Origin of the sequence: Eisenibacter elegans DSM 3317 (assembly GCF_000430505.1) — a bacterium.
GTDB lineage: Bacteria > Bacteroidota > Bacteroidia > Cytophagales > Microscillaceae > Eisenibacter > Eisenibacter elegans.
On record NZ_AUMD01000012.1, the window covers coordinates 157,750 to 177,509 of the forward strand.

Sequence of the window (19,760 nt, forward strand, 5' to 3'; positions counted from 1 at the left end):
TAGCTCTGTTGGGCTATCAAAACCGTTGCTTTGTCTACAAATATCTGCAATTCACAGAAAAAAGCCTTGGATACTAAAGAAAAAATACTCCAAACCGCCGAAGAGTTGTTTATGCGCTATGGAACGCGCAGTGTTACGATGGATGATATCGCCAAGGAGTTGGGAATGTCTAAAAAGACAATATATCAGTTTTTTAAAGACAAAGACGCTATCGTTCAGCTGATTATGAGCCGTGTTTTTGAAGAAGAGCGTCAACAATTGTACAAAATAGAGGCCGAATCAGCTGACCCTATTGAGGCTGTATTGAAGATTGCCGAAGTAACAGGGGAGCGCATTCGCAATATCAACCCTATTGTGCTCTATGACTTACAAAAGTACCATAGTCAAGTCTGGGACGAGTACAATAGCTTCTGTGAGCAAGATGCACGCGCCTCGGTTGTGCGTAACCTCAAAAGAGGGATAGAGCAAGGACTTTATCGGTCTAACCTAGACCCTGAGGTGATGGCTACGCTGCATTTGGTGTGTATGGATGCCATTTTTGACCAAAATATCACCGATAGTATTTCGCATAAAAAATACGACTTGGGCGATTTAAGCACGATGGTTATCGAGCATTTTTTGCGGGGTATCGTCACCCTCGAAGGATTTCAACTTTTAGAACAGTACCAACAACGAAAAACTCATACAACCCAACCCTAACCGCTTGTCGGAATATTCATGAAACTATACATTTATCAGATTCTCGGTTTAGTGGGGCTTTTTTGGCTCGGTTTAGCAGCCCGCCCCTTACAGGCTCAATTTGGCGACGATGCCGCAGCGCTCTCGTCTTTCAACCTCCAAGAGTGTATTGCCTATGCGATGGAACACTCGGAGCAGTTACGCATCCAGAACATCGAAGTATATATCTCCTCACAAACTGTGCGGGAAAGCGCTTCGATGGGCTTGCCACAAATCAATGTGGAACTTGGTACCAACTACAACGCCATCATTCAGAAGGCGTTCTTACCGGCGGCCATCATCAACCCTGCCGCGCCCGAAGGCGAGTTTGTCGCCGTAGAGTTTCAGCCTCGTATGACAGGGCAGGCCGCTATTACACTCTCACAGTTGGTCTTTGATATGTCGTATTTTATTGGTTTGGAAGCCGCCCGGACGTTCAAGAAGCTGTCACAAAAGCAGATGGCTCAAACCAAGACTGAAATCGCACAGAACGTAGCCCTCGCCTATTATGGGCTGATGGTGGCCAACGAACGGATTACTTTGCTGAATCAAAACTACCAACGCGTCGACTCGCTCCTGCGCGAAACGAGGGCGCTCTACCAAAATGGGTTTGTTGAAAAAATTGATGTCGACCGCACCGAGGTAACCTTCAACAACTTGCGTACTGAGCGCCAAAAAGCCCAACGCCTGATTGGCTTGGCTTCACAAGTGCTCAAGTTTCAGATGGGAATGCCGCTCAAAGACTCTATCAGCATAGAAGACAAGCTCGGCGACCTCACCCTCGACGAAAATCTGCTGGCCGAACAAGTAGACTTCCGCAACCGCCCCGAATATGAGGTATTGCAAATCCAGCGTGAGCTGGCTGCGCTCGACGTGCGCTACAAACGCTCTCAAAGTTATCCCTCGCTGCGCGCTTTTGCAACCTATGGCTACAACTCTGGGGTGCCCAATGTGGGAGAACTATTCAATGGCAACCGCTGGTTTAACTATGGAATCGTTGGGCTGACACTCAATATCCCCATACTGACAGGCTTCCGCAATGGCGCTCAAACCCAAAAATCTAGGCTGGAGCTTGAGAAAATCGACTGGGCCTATCGTCAGTTGGAGCGTGTGGCCAATTTTGAAGCAGCTCAAGCCCATACCGAGTTACGCAACGCCCTTGATGACCTCCAAGCCCAAAAAGCCAATATGGAACTGGCCTCCGAAGTAGGCCGAGTGGCGCGCCTCAAATACCAAAATGGAGTCGGTACCAACCTCGAAGTGCTCGACGCAGAGACTTCGTACAAAGAAGCCGAAACCAATTATTATAATGCCGTTTACAATGCCTTAGTGGCTTCGGTAAACCTCAAAAAAGCCCTCGGCACGCTTTATACCGAAGACCAAAACGATAATTAGTACACCCTCTCAAACTATACACTAATGCCATATACCCTCTTGTCGATGCCTATGAAAACGATGCAAGTACTTAAAAAATATCCCCTACTCTTGAGCCTGGCGTTCTTGGCCGCCTGCGGCGGTGGCGCAAATGACCTTGAGAGTAAGAAAAATCAACTCCGTGATAAGAAAAAAGCGCTCGAACAACTTCAGGCCGAAATCAGCCAGCTAGAGCGCGACATAGTCGCCCTAGACCCTAGCTTCAAATTGAGTGCAGACAATAGCACGCTCGTCAGTGTGATACAGCTGAGCAAGGGCGATTTTGTGCGCTACAACGAAGCCCGTGGGCGTGTCGAAACCGACCAAAATGTCATGGTAACCCCCGAAACCGCCGGAGTCATCAAACAGATTCTTGTGCGCGAAGGGCAGTCTGTAGGCGCGGGTCAAATACTCGTTACGCAAGACAGCGAAGTGCTCCAACGCTCTATGAATGAAGTAACAACCGCCCTAGAGTTGGCCAACGTAACCTATGAGCGCCAAGCCAAGCTCTGGGAACAAAACATCGGCACTGAGCTACAATACCTCCAAGCCAAAAACCAAAAAGAGCGCCTCGAAAAACAGCTCCAAACCCTCAAAGCACAGGTCAATATGACGGCTGTCAAAGCCCCGTTTTCGGGAGTGGTAGATGAGATCATCGCCAAAGTAGGTGAGGCCGCTTCCCCTGGTGTACCCTTGTTGCGTTTGGTAAGCCTGAGCAATATGCGTGTCAATGCGGATGTACCCGAAAGCCTCTTAGGCAAAGTAAAAGTAGGGGATAAAGTTCGGGTATCTTTCCCTTCTATCAAACGAGAAGTGGATGGACAGGTGGTTGTAGTAGGGCAAATCATCAACCCCGACAGCCGCTCGTTTCGTATCGAAGTAGCCGTAGGCAATGTGGATAACCTGCTTAAGCCGGACTTGCTGGCCGTGGTGAAGATTCAGGACGAAACCAAGCCCGATGTTATCATCATCCCTACCAATCTCATCCAGCGCGAAGGCGGCCAAGAGTTTGTATATATCGCCGCCCAAGATGACCAAAAACAGCCGATTGCCAAAAAGGTGATGGTTGAGCGTGGAGAAACCTACGACAACAAGACCTATCTCAAAAGTGGCCTCAAGGGAGATGAGCAGCTGATTGAGAAAGGGTTTAGAGATGTAACTGATGGAGCCGCTATCAAAATCGGCAGCTAACCCTATCCCCAACAGCGTCCACTATAATTGTCATCATTCCTATGAAAAATCAAGAAGAACAAGCGCAGAAGCACCAAGTAATCAAGGAATTTGGTCTCACCTCCCTTGCCGTAGATAATCGCACCAGTGTGATTATCTTGGCCCTAATCATCGGGTTGTTTGGTATCATTTCTTATGGTTCTATGCCCCGCGAGAGCTTTCCCGAGATTGTGATTCCGAATATCTACATCGGCACTTTCTATGCAGGAAACTCCCCCAGCGATATGGAAAACCTCGTAACCCGCCCCATAGAGAAAGAGCTGAAGACCATCACCGGTGTCAAAAAAATCACTTCTACCTCTATTCAGGATTACTCGACCATCATCGTAGAGTTTAACCCGGATGTCGCCATACCCAAGGCCCTTCAGGATGTGAAGGATGCCGTTGATAAGTCTAAAAGCGAGCTGCCTAATGACTTACCCAAAGACCCTAACGTATTTGAGATTAGCTTGTCAGACTTGCCCATTATGTTTATCAACCTATCGGGCAACTATGACCTTGACCAGCTCAAACGCTATGGAGAATACCTCGAAGACCGCATCGAGCAGCTGCCCGAAATTTCGGGTGTAGATATTCGCGGTGCCTTAGAGCGCGAAATCCAGATTGATGTAGATCTCTTTGCGATGGAAGACAGCAAGGTGGCCTTTAGTGACATCGAACAGGCCGTCAGCAGCGAAAACGTAACCATCTCTGGAGGGAATATCCTAGCCGAAGACTTCCGCCGTTCTATCCGTGTTACGAGTGAATTTAGAGAAGTAGCTGAAATAGAAGACATTATCGTAAAAAGTGAAGATGGTGCAGCCGTATATCTTCGCGATATTGCCACTGTAAAAGACAGCTATAAGGAGCGCGAAAGCTATGCCCGTTTCAACAAGCAGCCTGTGGTTACGCTTGAAGTAAAGAAGCGTAGTGGCGAAAACCTCCTCAATGCCGCAGACCAAATCAAGAGTATCATCGAAAAATCACAGGTTTCGGCTTTGCCCAAAGATTTACAAATCAGCATTACCAACGACCAATCTCGCGAAATCAAGTCGATGGTCAGCAACCTAGAAAACAGCATTATCTCTGGGGTTATCCTAGTAGTAGGGGTCTTGCTTTTCTTTATGGGTTTGCGCAGTGCCTTGTTTGTGGGGGTAGCCATCCCATTGTCAATGTTTATTTCCTTTATTGTCTTGGGCAATGCCGGTGTTACGCTCAACATTATGGTGTTGTTCTCGTTGATTCTGGCCTTAGGAATGTTGGTAGATAACGGCATTGTGGTGATTGAAAACATCTACCGCCTCCGCGAAGACGGCTACCCGCTCAAGCGTGCCGTCAAAGAAGGGGTAGGCGAAATCGCTTGGCCTATCATCAGCTCTACTGCCACAACAGTGGCGGCCTTCTTGCCTTTGGCGTTTTGGGGGGGGATTTTAGGGCAATTTATGCGCTTCTTGCCCATTACACTGATTATCGTATTGTCGGCATCCTTATTTGTGGCCTTGGTGATTAACCCTGCCGTCGTGATGATATTCTCCAAAGAGGGCGACCTCGAAGCCGGTAAAAAGGCCATTACGGTACGCCGACTGCTTACGGCCGGTGCTTGGGTGTTGTTGGCTATTCCGCTGTACATATTACAAGCCACACAGGTGGTGTCCTTACCAGGGCAATATACTGTGCCCAACTTGATGGCGATCTTGGGGGTGTTCCTATTGGCCAATATGCTCTTCTTGACTAGTGCTGCGCAGTCTTTCCAAGACAATGTACTCCCAAGATTAGAAAGTTTTTACTCCCGCATCATCAGTTATGCTGTTACGGGTGCGCGCCCCTACTTCTTCTTGGTCGGCACGGTATTTCTCTTGGTATTCTCCTTTGTGCTCCTTGGCAGCGCCGGGCTGAAAGTGCTCTTTTTCCCCGAAAATGAGCCCAACTACATCAATATTTTTGTGGAAAAACCCATCGGTACCGATATCGAAACTACCAATGAGTTGGCCAAGAAGGTAGAAAGCCGCGTCATTGAGATGATGAAGCCCTACGACTATATGATTGATGCCATCATTACCCAAGTAGGCGAAGGCACCTCAGAAGACGGTCTTGGCGGCGGCGGCGGCGTAACGCCACACAAAGCCAAAATAGCGGTCTCGTTTAAGGAATTCGAGTTCCGAAAAGGCAAGAATACTTCTGATATTTTGGAGGATATTCGGGCAGAGTTGAAAAACTACCCCGGAGTACAAATCACCGTAGCCAAAGACCGCAACGGCCCGCCTGTAGGCGCACCTGTGAGTATCGAAGTAGTAGGTGAAGATTATGCCAAGCTGATTGCTACCGCTACCCGCATCCGTCGTACTGTCGATGAGGCGGCCATCCCCGGTATTGAGCAGCTCAAGCTCGACCTCGAAACCGGCAAGCCTGAACTCATTATCCACGTAGACCGCGACAAAGCCCGCCGGCTTGGCCTTTCGAGCGCCTCAGTGGCAATGGAATTGCGTACGGCGCTCTTTGGCAAGGAAGTCTCTAAGTTTAAAGACGGCAAAGACGACCACCCCATCCAGCTGCGCCTCCGCGAAGACCAACGCCACAACCTCGAAGCCCTGCTCAACAAATCGGTAACCTTCCGCAACAACAGAGGGCGTATTGTGCAGATTCCTATCAGCACCGTAGTCGATATTGAGTATAATGATGCCATCGGCTCTATCAAACGCAAAGATCTCGACCGTGTGATTATGATTACTTCTAACGTAAAAGAAGGCTATAATCCGACCGAAATCGTCGATAAGGTCAAAGACATCGTTGGCGCAATGAGCATCCCCGAAGGTTATACGGTCAAGTTTACGGGAGAACAAGAAGAACAAGAGAAAACAGCTGACTTCTTGGGCAAGGCCTTGATGTTGGCCGTATTTATGGTGTTTCTCATCATCGTTACCCAGTTCAACTCACTCACTGCCCCAGTGGTCATCATCAGCTCTATTATATTCAGTACCATCGGAGTGTTCTTAGGCTTGGTGATTTTCCAAATGGACTTTGTAGTCTTGATGACTGGTATCGGTATCATCTCGCTGGCCGGGGTAGTGGTGAACAATGCCATCGTATTGATTGACTACACCAACCTATTGCGCAGCCGCCGCAAAGCCGAGTTGGGTATAGACGAAGAAGACCCGCTGCCTTATGACGAGTTCTTGGCCTGTATTGTCGAAGCCGGCAAAAAACGCCTCCGTCCTGTATTGCTCACTGCCATCACTACCATTCTAGGGCTGATTCCCTTGGCCATCGGCTTGAACATCGACTTCATAGGCCTGTTGGCTAAGTTTGATGCCAATATCTATTTTGGTGGAGACAATGCCGCCTTCTGGGGGCCTATGGCTTGGACGGTGATTTTCGGGCTTAGCTTTGCTACCTTCCTGACCTTGGTCGTGGTGCCGGTGATGTACCTGCTTACTGCCAAGCTGACCCGCAAAACACCCAAACACCGCACTCCTAGCGTACAGGTTGCTACGAGCACCAATGGCGCTGAAAAAACAGCCAAAGTAGCCGATACATACGTTTCATAACTATAGCCATATCGTTTTGTCAGACGATTCGAAAGCCTACCGACCTTTGTTGGTGGGCTTTTTTCTGGCTAATCCTGCTCAGAGCTTGTTTATACCAAGATTTGAGGATTCATAGGACTTGATTTTCGTGATATCTAAGGGGTTTCAGCCCATAGATTCGTATCAAGGATTGAGAGCAAAACCTGAATCCGAGATAGCTACAAAGGCCAAAAACGGCGAAGGCTGTCAAACACAAATAACACTGGCTCGAAATAGCCCCGTCTTGCCTCTGGAGCATCAACCGGAATGATCCCGGGCATTTTAGGGCAAACACATTTTTATTCGTATTTTTGTAGGTGATTGACTAATCGCCCTTGCAACTCAGGCATACATCATGATGGAATTTGCCCAAACACTACATCAAAACCCGCTCTTCGCTGTCATTGCCGCTAGCGCCCGTACGCTCGGAGTAGAGACATACTTGGTAGGCGGCTTTGTACGTGATTTGCTTTTAAAACGCCCCTCAAAAGACATAGACGTGGTTTGTGTGGGAAGTGGAATTGACTTGGCCAATCACGTAGCCATACAACTAGGCCAAGAAGGAAAGGTCAATATTTTCAAACGATTTGGCACGGCCATGCTGCGCGCCGATGACTGGGAGATAGAGTTTGTGGGTGCTCGCAAAGAGTCATATAACCCTGACTCCCGCAAACCTATGGTCGAAGACGGTACTTTGGAAGACGATCAAAAACGCCGAGATTTCACCATCAATGCGCTGGCTATCAGTCTGCAAGAGCATAACTATGGCCAGCTTATAGACCCCTTCGACGGATTGCAGGACTTGCAACGCAAGATGCTTCGTACACCGCTTGACCCGGGCATTACTTTTTCTGATGACCCCTTGCGGATGATGCGTGCCGCACGCTTTGCCACACAGCTTGGCTTTGATATCGAAGGAAATACCTTCGAAGCTATCAGCCAATACAAAGAACGTATCAGTATCGTATCACAAGAACGGATTACTGACGAACTAAATAAAATCATTGCCGCCGACAAGCCCTCATACGGCTTCAAGTTGCTTTATTATGCCGGCGTTTTGGAGCTGATTTTTCCTGAGCTTGTCGCCTTACAAGGGGTAGAAACTGTTGATGGCAAAGGGCATAAAGACAATTTTTTTCATACCCTACAAGTGCTCGACAACGTCGCCGAGGTATCAGATGATCTTTGGCTACGATGGGCGGCTATCTTACATGATATCGCCAAGCCTGCCACCAAACGCTTCGATAAGCGCCACGGCTGGACTTTCCACGGGCACGAAGACAAAGGGGCGCGAATGGTGCCCGGAATCTTCAAACGCATGCGTCTCCCCCTCGATGCCAAAATGCGCTTCGTACAAAAACTCGTACGCCTACATCTCAGGCCTATTCCACTGTTTCGGGACGAAATCACGGACTCGGCGCTCCGCCGACTGCTCTTTGATACCGGCGAGGACTTAGAAGCGCTGATGATGCTCTGTCGAGCAGATATTACTTCCAAAAACAATGATAAAGTCAAAAAATATCTCAAAAATTTTGACATTGTAGAGAAAAAATTACAAGAGATTGAAGAAAAGGATAAGCTGCGCAATTTCCAGCCTGTTATTACAGGCGAAATCATTATGGAAACTTTTCAACTCAAACCCTGTCAACAGGTAGGGTTGATCAAGCAAGCTATCCGAGAAGCCATCTTAGACGGCCAAATCCGTAATGAGTATGAAGAAGCTTATGCGTTTATGTTAGAAACGGCTCAAAAGTATGATTTACACCCCATAAACGCTTCCTGATAACTGGCCTTGCCCTCGCAACAATGAAGGCAGGCAGATTTTCTTCAATAGCCAAAAGGTTTTTGGCCGCCACTGTACGCCTGACACTCAAGCATAAATTTAACCCACGGGTTTCGCCGTGGGTTTGGAGTTTGCCAAGTCTTGTATCTTCATTACAGGATATACTGGCTTAAGTCCCTATTTTTGACGAGGCCTTGGAGTCGTTCTTCGACCATCGTCTTGGTAACCAAGATGTGGGCATTGGCACCGATGACATCTGGCACATCAAAGAGAAACTCGTTGAGCAAGTGACTCAAGACAGTCTGAAGGCGGCGCGCACCAATATTTTCAACTTCGGCATTGACCTCAAAGGCTATTTCGGCTATTTTGGCTAGGGCTTCGTCGTCGAAGCTGAGCTGTACGTTTTCGGCCTGCATCATCGCCTCATACTGCTTGGTGAGTGCGTTTTTGGGTTCTTTGAGGATATGGTAGAAGTCGTCCTTGGTGAGGCTTTGCAGCTCCACGCGGATGGGGAAGCGGCCTTGTAGCTCGGGGATGAGGTCGGAGGGCTTGGCCACGTGAAACGCCCCCGCAGCGATGAAGAGAATATGGTCAGTTTTGATGAGGCCATACTTGGTATTGACCGTACTTCCTTCGACAATGGGCAGGAGGTCGCGCTGTACCCCCTCGCGGCTGACATCAGGCCCACCGCCACCTTTGGCAGAGCGGCTGGCTACCTTGTCTATTTCGTCGATAAAAATGATACCGGCATTTTCGGCTACTCGGAGAGCTTCTTCTTTGACCTCGTCCATATCGATGAGTTTGGCGGTTTCTTCTTCGAGCAAGATTTTGCGGGCTTCTGCAATGCTGACCTTGCGGCGGCGGATGCGCTTGGGCATCATCCCCGAGATCATCTCCTGAAGGTTCATCATTGCGGCTTCGTCAATGCCCGGTCCGAACGCCCCTACATTGGGGCTGCTGCTTTGTTGCACCTGAATTTCGACCTTGCGCTCATCTAGTTCGCCGTTTTTGAGTTTTTCGCGGAAGCGCTCGCGGGTCTTTTCGTTCATCTCGATATCTTCGTTGCTGCCGCTACGGAGGGGCGGGATGAGGATGTCGAGTAGTGCATCTTCTACACTCTGGATAGCCCTAGACTTGACCTCTTCGTGTTTTTGGGCACGCACCATATTGACAGACTGCTCCACCAAGTCGCGCACCATACTCTCCACATCGCGCCCCACATAGCCTACTTCGGTAAACTTAGAGGCTTCAACCTTGGTGAAGGGGGCGTTGGCGATTTTGGCCAAACGGCGGGCGATTTCTGTTTTGCCTACGCCCGTAGCACCAATCATCAGGATGTTATTGGGCATAATTTCTTGCTGCATCTCTTGCGGGCTGTTCATGCGTCGCCAGCGGTTGCGCAGGGCAATGGCTACTTGTTTTTTAGCATCTTTTTGACCGATAATGTACTTGTCGAGCTCAGTAACAATCTGATGGGGGGTAAGGTCTGGGTTATGTGTTTGCATTGCGGAATACGTTTCTTTCTGATATTTGTATGTAGAGACGGCAAATGGCCGCTGTATGTGTAGCCTTGTAGGTGAGTTGGGCTATATTCACCAAAGCCCCTCAAGGGTTTGAGTATCTTGAAGGGTAGAGGGCAAAAAGGTTGTTATGCATTACAATATAACAGCCTGAAGGATGTATTAGTTTTGTGAACGATCTTGCCCGTTGTTACGTGGGTGGTTGTTGTTGGGTTTTTTCTTGGGCTTCTGTCGCAGGTTTTTCTTATTAGCTTGAGGGGGACGTTGTTGGGAGCCATTTTCGCGGGGTGGGCGCTCGGGCTTTCCATTTTCTTGCTGATTTTTTCGTTTTGGGCGGTTTCCTTTTTTGGGCGGCATCGGCAAGATAGACTGATTGGTCAGTACGGGGGCTTCGTCCAGCTCTAGCGATTCGGGGGCGATACCTTTTTGGTTGAGCGCAATGATTTCGCCCACACGCTCTGCCGAGATAGGATGCCATACGCTTTCGTCGTTGTAACTAAACCACAGGACTCGCCGGAAGATATCTGTTTTGTGTAAGAATGCCTTGCCGCGCTTTGTCAGTAGGGGTTTGTCTAATTCGGGGAGGTCTTTGAGCGCCTCTACATAGGTCTCTAGCTCATAGTTGAGACAGCACTTGAGGCGGCCACATTGGCCGGAGAGTTTATTAGGATTAAGGGATAGATTCTGATACCTTGCGGCAGCTGTTGATACGTTTTTGAAATCAACCAACCAAGTAGAGCAGCATAGCTCGCGCCCACAGGAGCCAATTCCACCCAATCGGCCTGCCTCTTGTCGGAGGCTGATTTGCTTCATCTCCACTCGGATGCGAAACTCCGAAGCCAGCAGCTTGATTAACTCCCTAAAATCCACCCGCTCATCGGCAGAATAGTAAAAGGTAGCCTTGGTATTGTCGGCCTGAAACTCTACGTCTGAGAGTTTCATCTTGAGGTTCAGCTGCTGGATGATTTCGCGGGAGCGGTACATCGTGGGCAGGTTGCGGCTTTGCGATTGTTCAAATTTCGAGAGGTCACTCTCATTGGCTACCCGCAATACGTGTGGCAAGTCAGTAGGGGCTACGGCCACCTGTTTGCGTTTCATTTGCAGGTTGACCAGCTCGCCCTGCATCGACACAAAGCCTATGTGAAAGCCGTTGGCCATTTCGACCACTACCGCATCCCCAGTAGTAATCGCAATGCGCTCTTTATTGAAAAAGAAATCTTTCTTCCCATTCTTAAACCGCACTTCTACCAAGAGGTCGTCTTCGGTCTCGAAGGGCATTTTCATATCCGATAACCAATCGAATACGTTCATTTTATTGCAACCACAGGATTTGCCACTACTTTTTTCGCCATCGGCGCTTTTGGTTGTGCTACATCCGGTGGGACAGGTCGTGCATCCCATATATTTTACAGAGAGGTTGATGGTTCAAATAAAAACAGCTACAATTCAGACAAATACCTCAACAACACTGTGTTAGGCCAAATCCTGCCCGATGTCTCGGCGGTAGTATTTGCCTTCATATTGAATAATTTCGGCGGCGTTGTAGCTCTGTTGCAGGGCTTCTTCGCGAGTGGCACCGAGGCCGGTGAGCGCCAATACACGCCCTCCATTGGTGAGGGTTTGGCCTTTGGCATCAAGGGTAGTACCGGCGTGGAAAGCCAGGGCATCTTGTACTTTTTCGAGCCTATGGATAGGCAGGCCCTTAGGGTGGCTATCTGGGTAGCCGCCCGATACCAGCACCACTGTCGTGGCTGTTTTGGCCAAGGTGGTCAGGGGTAGTTCGGCTAGGCGTTGATGTGCCACCGCATCCAATATCTGCGCCAAGTCAGTTTTGATGCGTGGCATCACTACTTCGTTTTCGGGGTCGCCCATACGGACGTTGTACTCAATCACATAGGGGTCGTCGCCTACCTTCATCAAGCCAAAAAAGATAAAGCCAGTATAGTGGATACCTTCTTTGCGCAGCCCATCGAGCGTAGGGCGGATGATACGCTGATCTACTTTTTGCATAAAGGCCTTGTCGGCAAAAGGTACTGGCGATACAGCGCCCATTCCACCCGTGTTGGGGCCGGTGTCGCCTTCGCCGATGCGCTTGTAGTCTTTGGCCTCAGGGAGGGTATAGTAGTTCTGCCCGTCAGTGATGATGAATACCGACAACTCAATGCCTTGCAAAAAGTCTTCAATCACTACCTTTTGGCTTGCCTCCCCAAATTTATGGTCTACCAACATCGCCTCTAAGGTCGCCTTGGCTTCGTCTTTGCTTTGGGCAATCACTACGCCTTTGCCAGCTGCGAGGCCGTCAGCTTTGATGACATAGGGTGCAGGGCGGCTGTCGATGTAGGTCAGCGCCTCATTGAGCGTTTGTTGTACAAAAGTCTGCGATTGTGCCGTGGGAATATTGTGGCGCATCATAAACTGTTTGGCAAAATCCTTACTACCTTCGAGCTGTGCGCCAGCGCGATCAGGGCCAATCACGTGTAGGCCGCTGAGCGTTGGGTGTTGGGCAAAGAAGTTCTTAATCCCTTTGACCAGCGGCTCTTCAGGGCCTACCAGCAGGTGGGTGATTTGTTTGGCCTCGCAGAACTGTGCGATGCCTTCAAAATCTGTAACTGATATATCGATATTCTGTGCTACTTGTGCCGTGCCGGCATTGCCGGGGGCAACATAGAGCGCTTCTACTAAGGGGCTTTGGGCTAATTTCCAAGCAAAAGCGTGTTCTCTTCCGCCTGAACCTAACAATAATATATGCATATACTTGGTACGATTAGGGCAAATGGGGATTGTTTGCGGCCTCCTGAGAGGCAATGACGATATTTTGAGTAATAAAACCTAGTCAAAGTTACAAAAAAACATCGGATTTCGCACGTGTGGGAAAGCAATCGGGGCTACCTTCTCTCAATATACCCGTACATACCAATAAACATCGATATGGTCGGCTAGCTCTTTGGCCGAAAGCACTACACGCCCGTGTTGGGCTGCGTTGCGTGGGTTGGGATCGGGGTCTCTGATGACGAGTTGGTGGATTAGTGGACCGTTGGGTGTGGGGCGGAAGGCTGCGGCAGTCAACACCACTGCGTGCCCTTGGTTGAGGCCTGTACGGTATCCAATGATGACTGGATGGCCGGCTTCTAGCTCTGCTATCAAGGTGAGGGGGACAGGGGCGCCACGCCCCATTGTGGCCACTACCTGATAGCGCCGCCCTTGGGCATCTACTCCACGGTAGTTGAGGTTTTGGTGAATGGCCTCAATGCTGCCGGCGCGGTCAGGGATGTAGCCATTATAGGGGTTTTGCCCATAGGTGCGGGCCACAATTTGTTCTTGATTGATACGGATGCCATAATAGTTGAGTACCATTTGGATGGCAGCAGCCCAGCACCACTGGGAGCGCTGTTGGGGCGCGGCAAAGTAGTTGAAGTCTTGTGAGGGGAGGCCTACCCATACTTCTTGTTGGGCATAGACTGCAGGGCTTCTCCAATACAAACAACAGCACAGCAACAGCCAAACAGCATTGCGCCTACAAACGTGAGATAGTATAGACCCTAATTGCATAAAAAAACAGGTTAAGCCTTGGAGGTTTGCCAAACCCCCAAGGTTTTTGCTACACAGAAATACCCTGTGCTACGGCCTGAGGATGTAGGGCATAGAAAATACTTCCTCCGGCTGTAAACACAGAAAGCCAAGTATACTTCCTTCCGGCTGCGATGACATTGGGGTTAGAGGCGGCACCGGTGGCGATGGTCTGAATGCCCAGACGTGAGTATAGCTGTCCGTGGGCGGGGTTGCCTAGCTCAAGCCCGGTTTGGAAACGATAATGTGCTTGGTAACGGGTGAAGACATCGCGCCCGTCCCAGCCGACAATATCGGAGTTGGCAATATCGGCAACATCGCCCTCGTTGCGCGTAAAAATTTTGATGACGGCCAAGGTCGAGAGCTTACGCCGCAAGTGATCGCCGCCAGTGGTATAATATTCTTGATAAATGGGAGTGCCTTTGCCTTTGGCATAATTGGCATCGGTGAGGAGCTGTTTCAGTCCGTAGCTACCTCTGTTGGCACGCTGAAGCGCTTGGTTTTTTTTGATGGTATAGTTGAACATCGCCCGCGCCATGCCATAGGTCTCCCGCGCCATCTCGCGCTCTACGTTTGCGCCGCCCGTAATCTGGGTAACCAAACCTTGTGAGGCTGATTCGGAATAAATGATAGCGGCATAGGTTACGAGGTCTGCCGCCGAGATAAAGGGTACTTCTTGGTTGCCTATGAATGCTTTGTTGCTTCCGGGGCGAGTACTGGCCAGCGAGCCATCGGTATTGAAGAGGTAGTCTGTCATAGGTTTTTTGGGTAAACGTAAAAAGGTGGATGAGTTGATGCTTATACGCATAGCGGCCAAATCAGGCTGTCAAATATAAAATTTTTCGACATCAATTCCACAGCCAAGGCGTGTTTGATATAGCTCCAAGTCCAAAAAAATGGCCTAACACCCTCAAGGGAGTTGGGCAATGTGTCTGTGTTACTCCGTGCTGTCTCTGGCGCATCCCATTATAGAGGTTGGAGCACGGCAGGACAACACAGAGCCTGCCTGAAGCGCTTGTTGTATAGGGGAGGCCATATAAACACCTCACTGACACCTTCGCTCCCAGATTTAGGGAGGCCTAATGTGAGTGTGTCGTATATTGAACATCAAGGCTTCAGCAAATAATCACAGCAGTTTTACGAAGCTATAGCTTCATTTCTTGCACATTATCAGGAATGATTAGTTTGCCTTCAGTAGCCGTGCGGATGTCTTCTACAGATACTCCGGGAGCCAGCTCCAGCAATTGGAAACCGCCTTCAGCCAGTACCTCATAAGCACCTAACTCGGTTACTATTTTTTTGACACAGCCGATGCCTGTCAGAGGGAGGCTACAGTTTTTGAGTAGTTTAGAATTGCCATATTTATCTACTTGCATCATCGCCACGATGATATTTTTGGCTGCAGCCACCAAGTCCATTGCGCCGCCCATTCCCTTCACCATCTTGCCGGGGATTTTCCAGTTGGCAATATCGCCGTTTTCGGATACTTCCATAGCCCCGAGGATGGTCAGGTCTACGTGATTGCCCCGAATCATCGCAAAGCTTTCGGCAGAGCTAAAGAGCGCCGAGCCTGCTAACATCGACACCGTCTGTTTGCCTGCATTGATGAGGTCTGCGTCTACGTCTTTTTCTTCTGGGAAGGGGCCGATACCGAGCAGGCCGTTTTCGGATTGTAGCACAACGTTCATTCCTTCGGGGATATAATTGGCCACCAAGGTCGGGATGCCAATACCCAAGTTTACATAATAACCATCGCGCAGCTCTTGGGCTATTCTGCGGGCGATGCCGTCTTTATCTAAAGCCATAATGAATCGTCTTTTGGGGTTGTGGGAAAAAGTACTGGGCGATTACTTGCGCACGGTGCGTTGTTCGATGCGTTTTTCGTAGTCTTTGCCTTGGAAAATACGCTGCACATAGATGCCGGGCGTATGGATGTGGTTGGGGTCGAGCGTACCGGCAGGCACTAGCTCCTCTACCTCGGCGATGGTGATTTTGCCGGCGGCGGCCATCATCGGGTTGAAGTTGCGGGCTGTGCCTTTGAAAATGAGGTTACCGGCGGTATCCCCTTTCCACGCTTTTACGAGGGCGAAGTCTGCACGCAGCCAGCGCTCCATCAAATACAGCTTACCATCAAACTCACGTACTTCTTTGCCTTCGGCCACCTCTGTACCCACCCCGGCAGGGGTGAAAAAGGCCGGAATACCAGCTCCACCGGCGCGGATGCGTTCTGCGAGCGTTCCCTGCGGGATGAGGTCTACCTCCAGCTCACCGGAGAGTAGTTGGCGCTCAAACTCTTTGTTTTCGCCCACATACGACGAAATCATCTTGCGTACTTGGCGCTGTTGGAGCATCAGTCCGATGCCGAAATCGTCTACACCGGCGTTGTTGGAGATGCAAGTCAGCCCCGTAATACCTTTGCGTACCAAGGCAGCAATGCAGTTTTCGGGGATACCACAAAGCCCAAAGCCGCCCAACATCAACACGGCGTTGTCGGGAATGTCGGCGGTGGCTACCTCGGCGTTATCTACCACTTTGTTGATCATACTTGTAATCCTTATTAGATTTATTTGAAGAAGGTGAAAAATGTGAAGTGCTTTCGAGTCCTTGCGGGTATGGGTGTTGGGCTCAAAGGACAGTCAAAAATCGAGATTTTTTTAGAGAAAGCCAAACAAGCTTGTGCTTTGCTATCTTTTGCCTGTAAATTTCAGCAGCCAATAAGATTTTTACAAGAACTGGCTGCGGTTTGTTTTTGGACTTAAATATCGCCGAGCTGTGGGCGCAAGATGATTTCCTCGACCACGGTTTGGTTAGAGAGGCTATAAGCTGCCCAAACGGTTTGGGCTACGTCTTCGGCCTTCATAAAGCGCTCTTGGGGCAAATCTACACCTTCCCAGCTGGCGGTATAGGCTGCGCCGGGCAACAGGGAGGTTACGCGGATGTGGTGTGGCTTAAGTTCTTCTCTCAAGACTTTGCTCATGCCATAGAGGGCAAACTTGGTGATGGAATACGAGCCACCGTTCGGATATGCCATAAAACTGGCGATAGAACACATATTGAAGATATGTCCTTGTTTGCGGGCAATCATCGATGGTGCAAGCGCACGGGTCAATTGATAGGCGCTCAAGAGATTGACTTGTAGCATTTGCTCCAAGGCTCCATCGGGTTCTTCTAAGATGCTGCCAGGCGAGAAAAAGCCTGCATTATTGACAAGCACTTCTATGGGGCGTTGTAGCGCTTGGACTTCGCGGGCGAAGGTTTGGACGCTGCTGGCTTGGGCAAAATCAGCTACAAGGCCATAAAACTGCTGTCCGGGGTACTGTATCTGCCACTGTGTGATGGTCTGGTCGAGGTCGGCTTGGTTGCGTGCGCAAATCAGCACATCAAACTGATTTTGGGCAAACACTTCGCCTATGGCCTTGCCTAGGCCTTTGGTGGCTCCGGTGATGATGATGAGTGGGTGCATATTGTGGGAATTTAGGTAATGTGAAGCTCCGGCTTCGCATCAGGTATATGTTACACGTAGTTGATACATCAAACAAACAGGCTAAAGCCTATGTTGCATTTAGGTATTGTGTGGAAAATTGGAAAAGCATCAAGGCGAAGATACAAAAAAAACCGTAGGCTTTTTACCTACGGGTTGTGATGCGCTGTTGAAGTGCCTTTTAGACGGCGGCTTAGTTTTGGCGGTTTTTGAACTGCTCAAAACGCGAGGGGCTTGCCCCTTGGCGCGGGAAGATGTTGTTGTCGATGTTGATATCGGCAGTTTCTTCGAGTGGGTCTACCAAGAAGCTCTTAACGGGCTTGTCAGTTACGATGAGCCTACTGATTTTTTCGGGGTTCATACGCCATATTTCAGCAGCAAATCGGTGTAGGTCTTGTGTACCATCTTGGTATTCTACTCCTACAATGAGTGGCATTATCAGCCCGCCGGGGTTGCTCAAACGCAGTAGATATAGGTATTTGCCTTCGCCAATGGTGCGACGCTCTTGGGCGCTTACCTCCATACGGGCAAACACTTCGTCGAGGCGGGCGGGGTCAATGGTTTGGGCTGTAAAACCATTGGCATTTTCGGGTTTTTGGCTGCTGATGAAGTACTGCTCAACCTCGTCGAGAGAGATGTCGCAAGGCTCTGTGCCGAAGAACCATCCACGCCAGAACCAGTCGAGGTCTACAGCAGAGGCATCTTCCATGGTACGGAAGAAGTCGGCAGGCATTGGGTGTTTGAACATCCAGCGGTTAGAATATACCTTGAAGGCGTGGTCAAACAGGTCTCGTCCCAGGACGGTTTCGCGCAGGATGTTGAGAGCCGTAGCGGGCTTGCCATAAGCATTGTTGCCAAACTGCATAATCTGCTCGGAGTTGGTCATAATCGGTTCCAACACGGCAGGGTCGGCGCGCATATAGTCTACAATATTTTTGGCAGGACCACGGCGGGAGGGGTATTTGCTGCCCTTGGGGTAGTCTTTTTGTGCCCAAGGTTGGTTAGGGATTTCCTGCTCGGCCACATATTGCAAGAAAGAGTTGAGGCCTTCATCCATCCAGCTCCATTGGCGTTCGTCAGAGTTGACAATCATCGGGAAGTAGTTGTGGCCTACTTCGTGGATAATTACTGAGACCATCGCGTTGCGGGTGCGATCGGGTACAGTACCATCAGGCTCGGGGCGGCCACCATTGAAGCAAATCATGGGGTATTCCATCCCAAATACAGGCCCGTGTACAGAGATAGCCACTGGGTAAGGATAGGCAAAAGTCATTTTGGAATATTCGCGGAGGGTATGCGCGACGACATGGGTGGAGTAGTCGCCCCAGAGTGGGTTTCCTTCTTTGGGGAAGTAAGACATGGCCCATATTTTTTTACCTTCGACTTCTACTTGCATTGCATCCCAGATGAACTTACGCGAGCTGGCCCAGGCGAAGTCACGCACGTTTTCAGCCTTATAAATCCAAGTTTTGGTTTTTTTGGCCTTGCTTTTTTCAGCTTTTTCGGCTTCAGCCTGTGTAACGATGAGTACGGGGTTTTGCGCGTTTTTGGCTTGCTCTAGTCGTTGGCGTTGCGTATTGCTCAGCACTTGTTCGGGGTTTTGTAACTCACCGGTAGAGGCCACGATATGGTCTTCGGGGGCGGTGATGTGTACCTCATAGTCGCCAAAAGTGAGGGCAAACTCTCCACGGCCTAGGAACTGCTTGTGTTGCCAGCCATTGACATCATCATAAACGGCCATACGCGGAAACCACTGAGAGATTTCGTAAAGGTAGTTACCATCTTTTTCAAAGTACTCATAACCTCCACGGCCTCCCATCTTGTTAGCATCGATGATATAGTGTTCCCATTCTACCGAAAAAACCACCTTGCCATTACGTGGCGCAAGGGTTTGGGGAAGGTCTACCCGCATCATGGTTTCGTTGATGGTAAAGGGTAGGGCGTTGCCTTGTGCATCTTTGACAGCCAATATTCTGAATCCGTGCTTGCTTTCTTGGCCGCGCATCCAACCTACCAAGCTAAAGGGGCTGTTGAGGTCAAAGGCTGCGGTATTGAAGGCGATGGAGTTTTTGGCAAACCGGTTTTGGTCAAGTTGTAGCCAAAGATAATCTAAGGGGTCAGGTGATTGGTTGTAGTAAGTGATGACCTCCTTGGCTTTGAGCATCTGCTTATCGTCGTCGAGGGTAACCTCTATCTTGTAGTCGGCGCGTTGTTGCCAGTATTCGTGCCCGGGAGCGCCAGATGCTGCCCGGTAGTTGTTTGGAGTAGGCAAAAGATAGTCCAGCTGCTCAAATTTGATGCTGCGTGGGTTTTGTGCCCAAGCGCTCTGTATACCGATTAAAATCAATAATAAAGCACACCAATAAGGGGTTGTTGTTCTTAGTCTCATATGTCAAGAATGGGGAAGATAGTGGGTGTTCTCAGTGGAATGGAGGGGTAAAAATGCGCTGTTGGTGTTTCTTCAAATAGTAAAGAAACAAAAAACAGGCGTTGAGCACAACAAAATT

The 19,760-nt window shown here is 49.6% G+C and carries 14 protein-coding genes; 5 read left to right on the top strand and 9 right to left on the bottom strand.

Annotated features, from left to right (window positions below):
• The first annotated feature begins 66 nt into the window (after positions 1–66).
• The 5 genes from G499_RS0104265 (at position 67) to G499_RS0104285 (ending at position 8,685) form a co-directional block, all read left to right on the top strand.
• The gene (locus tag G499_RS0104265) at positions 67–699 is read left to right on the top strand and encodes a TetR/AcrR family transcriptional regulator (protein WP_026998919.1); all 633 of its coding nucleotides are present in this window, start codon (positions 67–69) and stop codon (positions 697–699) included.
• A gap of 18 nt (positions 700–717) precedes the next feature.
• The gene (locus G499_RS0104270) at positions 718–2,112 is read left to right on the top strand and encodes a TolC family protein (protein WP_026998920.1); all 1,395 of its coding nucleotides are present in this window, start codon (positions 718–720) and stop codon (positions 2,110–2,112) included.
• 24 nt (positions 2,113–2,136) lie between these two features.
• Positions 2,137–3,321 carry an efflux RND transporter periplasmic adaptor subunit gene (locus tag G499_RS0104275; protein ID WP_051295904.1) on the top strand — a complete coding sequence of 395 codons (1,185 nt, stop codon included), beginning with the start codon at positions 2,137–2,139 and terminating at the stop codon, positions 3,319–3,321.
• A gap of 41 nt (positions 3,322–3,362) precedes the next feature.
• On the top strand, positions 3,363–6,884 hold the full coding sequence (locus G499_RS18700; protein WP_081413637.1) for an efflux RND transporter permease subunit: 3,522 nt from the start codon (positions 3,363–3,365) through the stop codon (positions 6,882–6,884).
• Between the two features lie 376 nt (positions 6,885–7,260).
• Complete coding sequence (locus G499_RS0104285) at positions 7,261–8,685, top strand: CCA tRNA nucleotidyltransferase (RefSeq protein ID WP_026998922.1); 1,425 nt, start codon at positions 7,261–7,263, stop codon at positions 8,683–8,685.
• A gap of 152 nt (positions 8,686–8,837) precedes the next feature.
• On the opposite strand, the gene hslU is transcribed toward G499_RS0104285, so the two are convergent.
• The 9 genes from hslU to G499_RS0104335 all read right to left on the bottom strand — a co-directional run bounded on the left by hslU (position 8,838) and on the right by G499_RS0104335 (position 19,642).
• Positions 8,838–10,190, bottom strand: a complete 1,353-nt coding sequence (gene hslU / locus G499_RS0104290; protein ID WP_026998923.1) for an ATP-dependent protease ATPase subunit HslU — start codon at positions 10,188–10,190, stop codon at positions 8,838–8,840.
• 177 nt (positions 10,191–10,367) lie between these two features.
• Positions 10,368–11,516 carry a regulatory iron-sulfur-containing complex subunit RicT gene (locus tag G499_RS0104295; RefSeq protein ID WP_026998924.1) on the bottom strand — a complete coding sequence of 383 codons (1,149 nt, stop codon included), beginning with the start codon at positions 11,514–11,516 and terminating at the stop codon, positions 10,368–10,370.
• A 162-nt stretch (positions 11,517–11,678) separates the two neighbouring features.
• Positions 11,679–12,956 (bottom strand): phosphoribosylamine--glycine ligase, encoded by a 1,278-nt coding sequence (gene purD, locus G499_RS0104300; RefSeq protein WP_026998925.1) that lies wholly within the window; start codon positions 12,954–12,956, stop codon positions 11,679–11,681.
• Between the two features lie 144 nt (positions 12,957–13,100).
• Positions 13,101–13,754 (bottom strand): C39 family peptidase, encoded by a 654-nt coding sequence (locus G499_RS0104305; protein WP_154658309.1) that lies wholly within the window; start codon positions 13,752–13,754, stop codon positions 13,101–13,103.
• Between the two features lie 49 nt (positions 13,755–13,803).
• Positions 13,804–14,529 carry a hypothetical protein gene (locus G499_RS0104310; RefSeq protein WP_026998927.1) on the bottom strand — a complete coding sequence of 242 codons (726 nt, stop codon included), beginning with the start codon at positions 14,527–14,529 and terminating at the stop codon, positions 13,804–13,806.
• Between the two features lie 388 nt (positions 14,530–14,917).
• Positions 14,918–15,577 carry a 3-oxoacid CoA-transferase subunit B gene (locus G499_RS0104315; protein WP_026998928.1) on the bottom strand — a complete coding sequence of 220 codons (660 nt, stop codon included), beginning with the start codon at positions 15,575–15,577 and terminating at the stop codon, positions 14,918–14,920.
• A gap of 42 nt (positions 15,578–15,619) precedes the next feature.
• Positions 15,620–16,315 carry a CoA transferase subunit A gene (locus tag G499_RS0104320; protein ID WP_026998929.1) on the bottom strand — a complete coding sequence of 232 codons (696 nt, stop codon included), beginning with the start codon at positions 16,313–16,315 and terminating at the stop codon, positions 15,620–15,622.
• A 212-nt stretch (positions 16,316–16,527) separates the two neighbouring features.
• A complete protein-coding gene (locus tag G499_RS0104330; protein ID WP_026998930.1) occupies positions 16,528–17,235 on the bottom strand; it encodes an SDR family NAD(P)-dependent oxidoreductase in 708 nt (235 codons plus the stop codon).
• A 211-nt stretch (positions 17,236–17,446) separates the two neighbouring features.
• Positions 17,447–19,642, bottom strand: coding sequence for a M1 family metallopeptidase (locus G499_RS0104335; protein ID WP_026998931.1), 2,196 nt, complete (start codon positions 19,640–19,642; stop codon positions 17,447–17,449).
• Positions 19,643–19,760 lie beyond the last annotated feature (118 nt).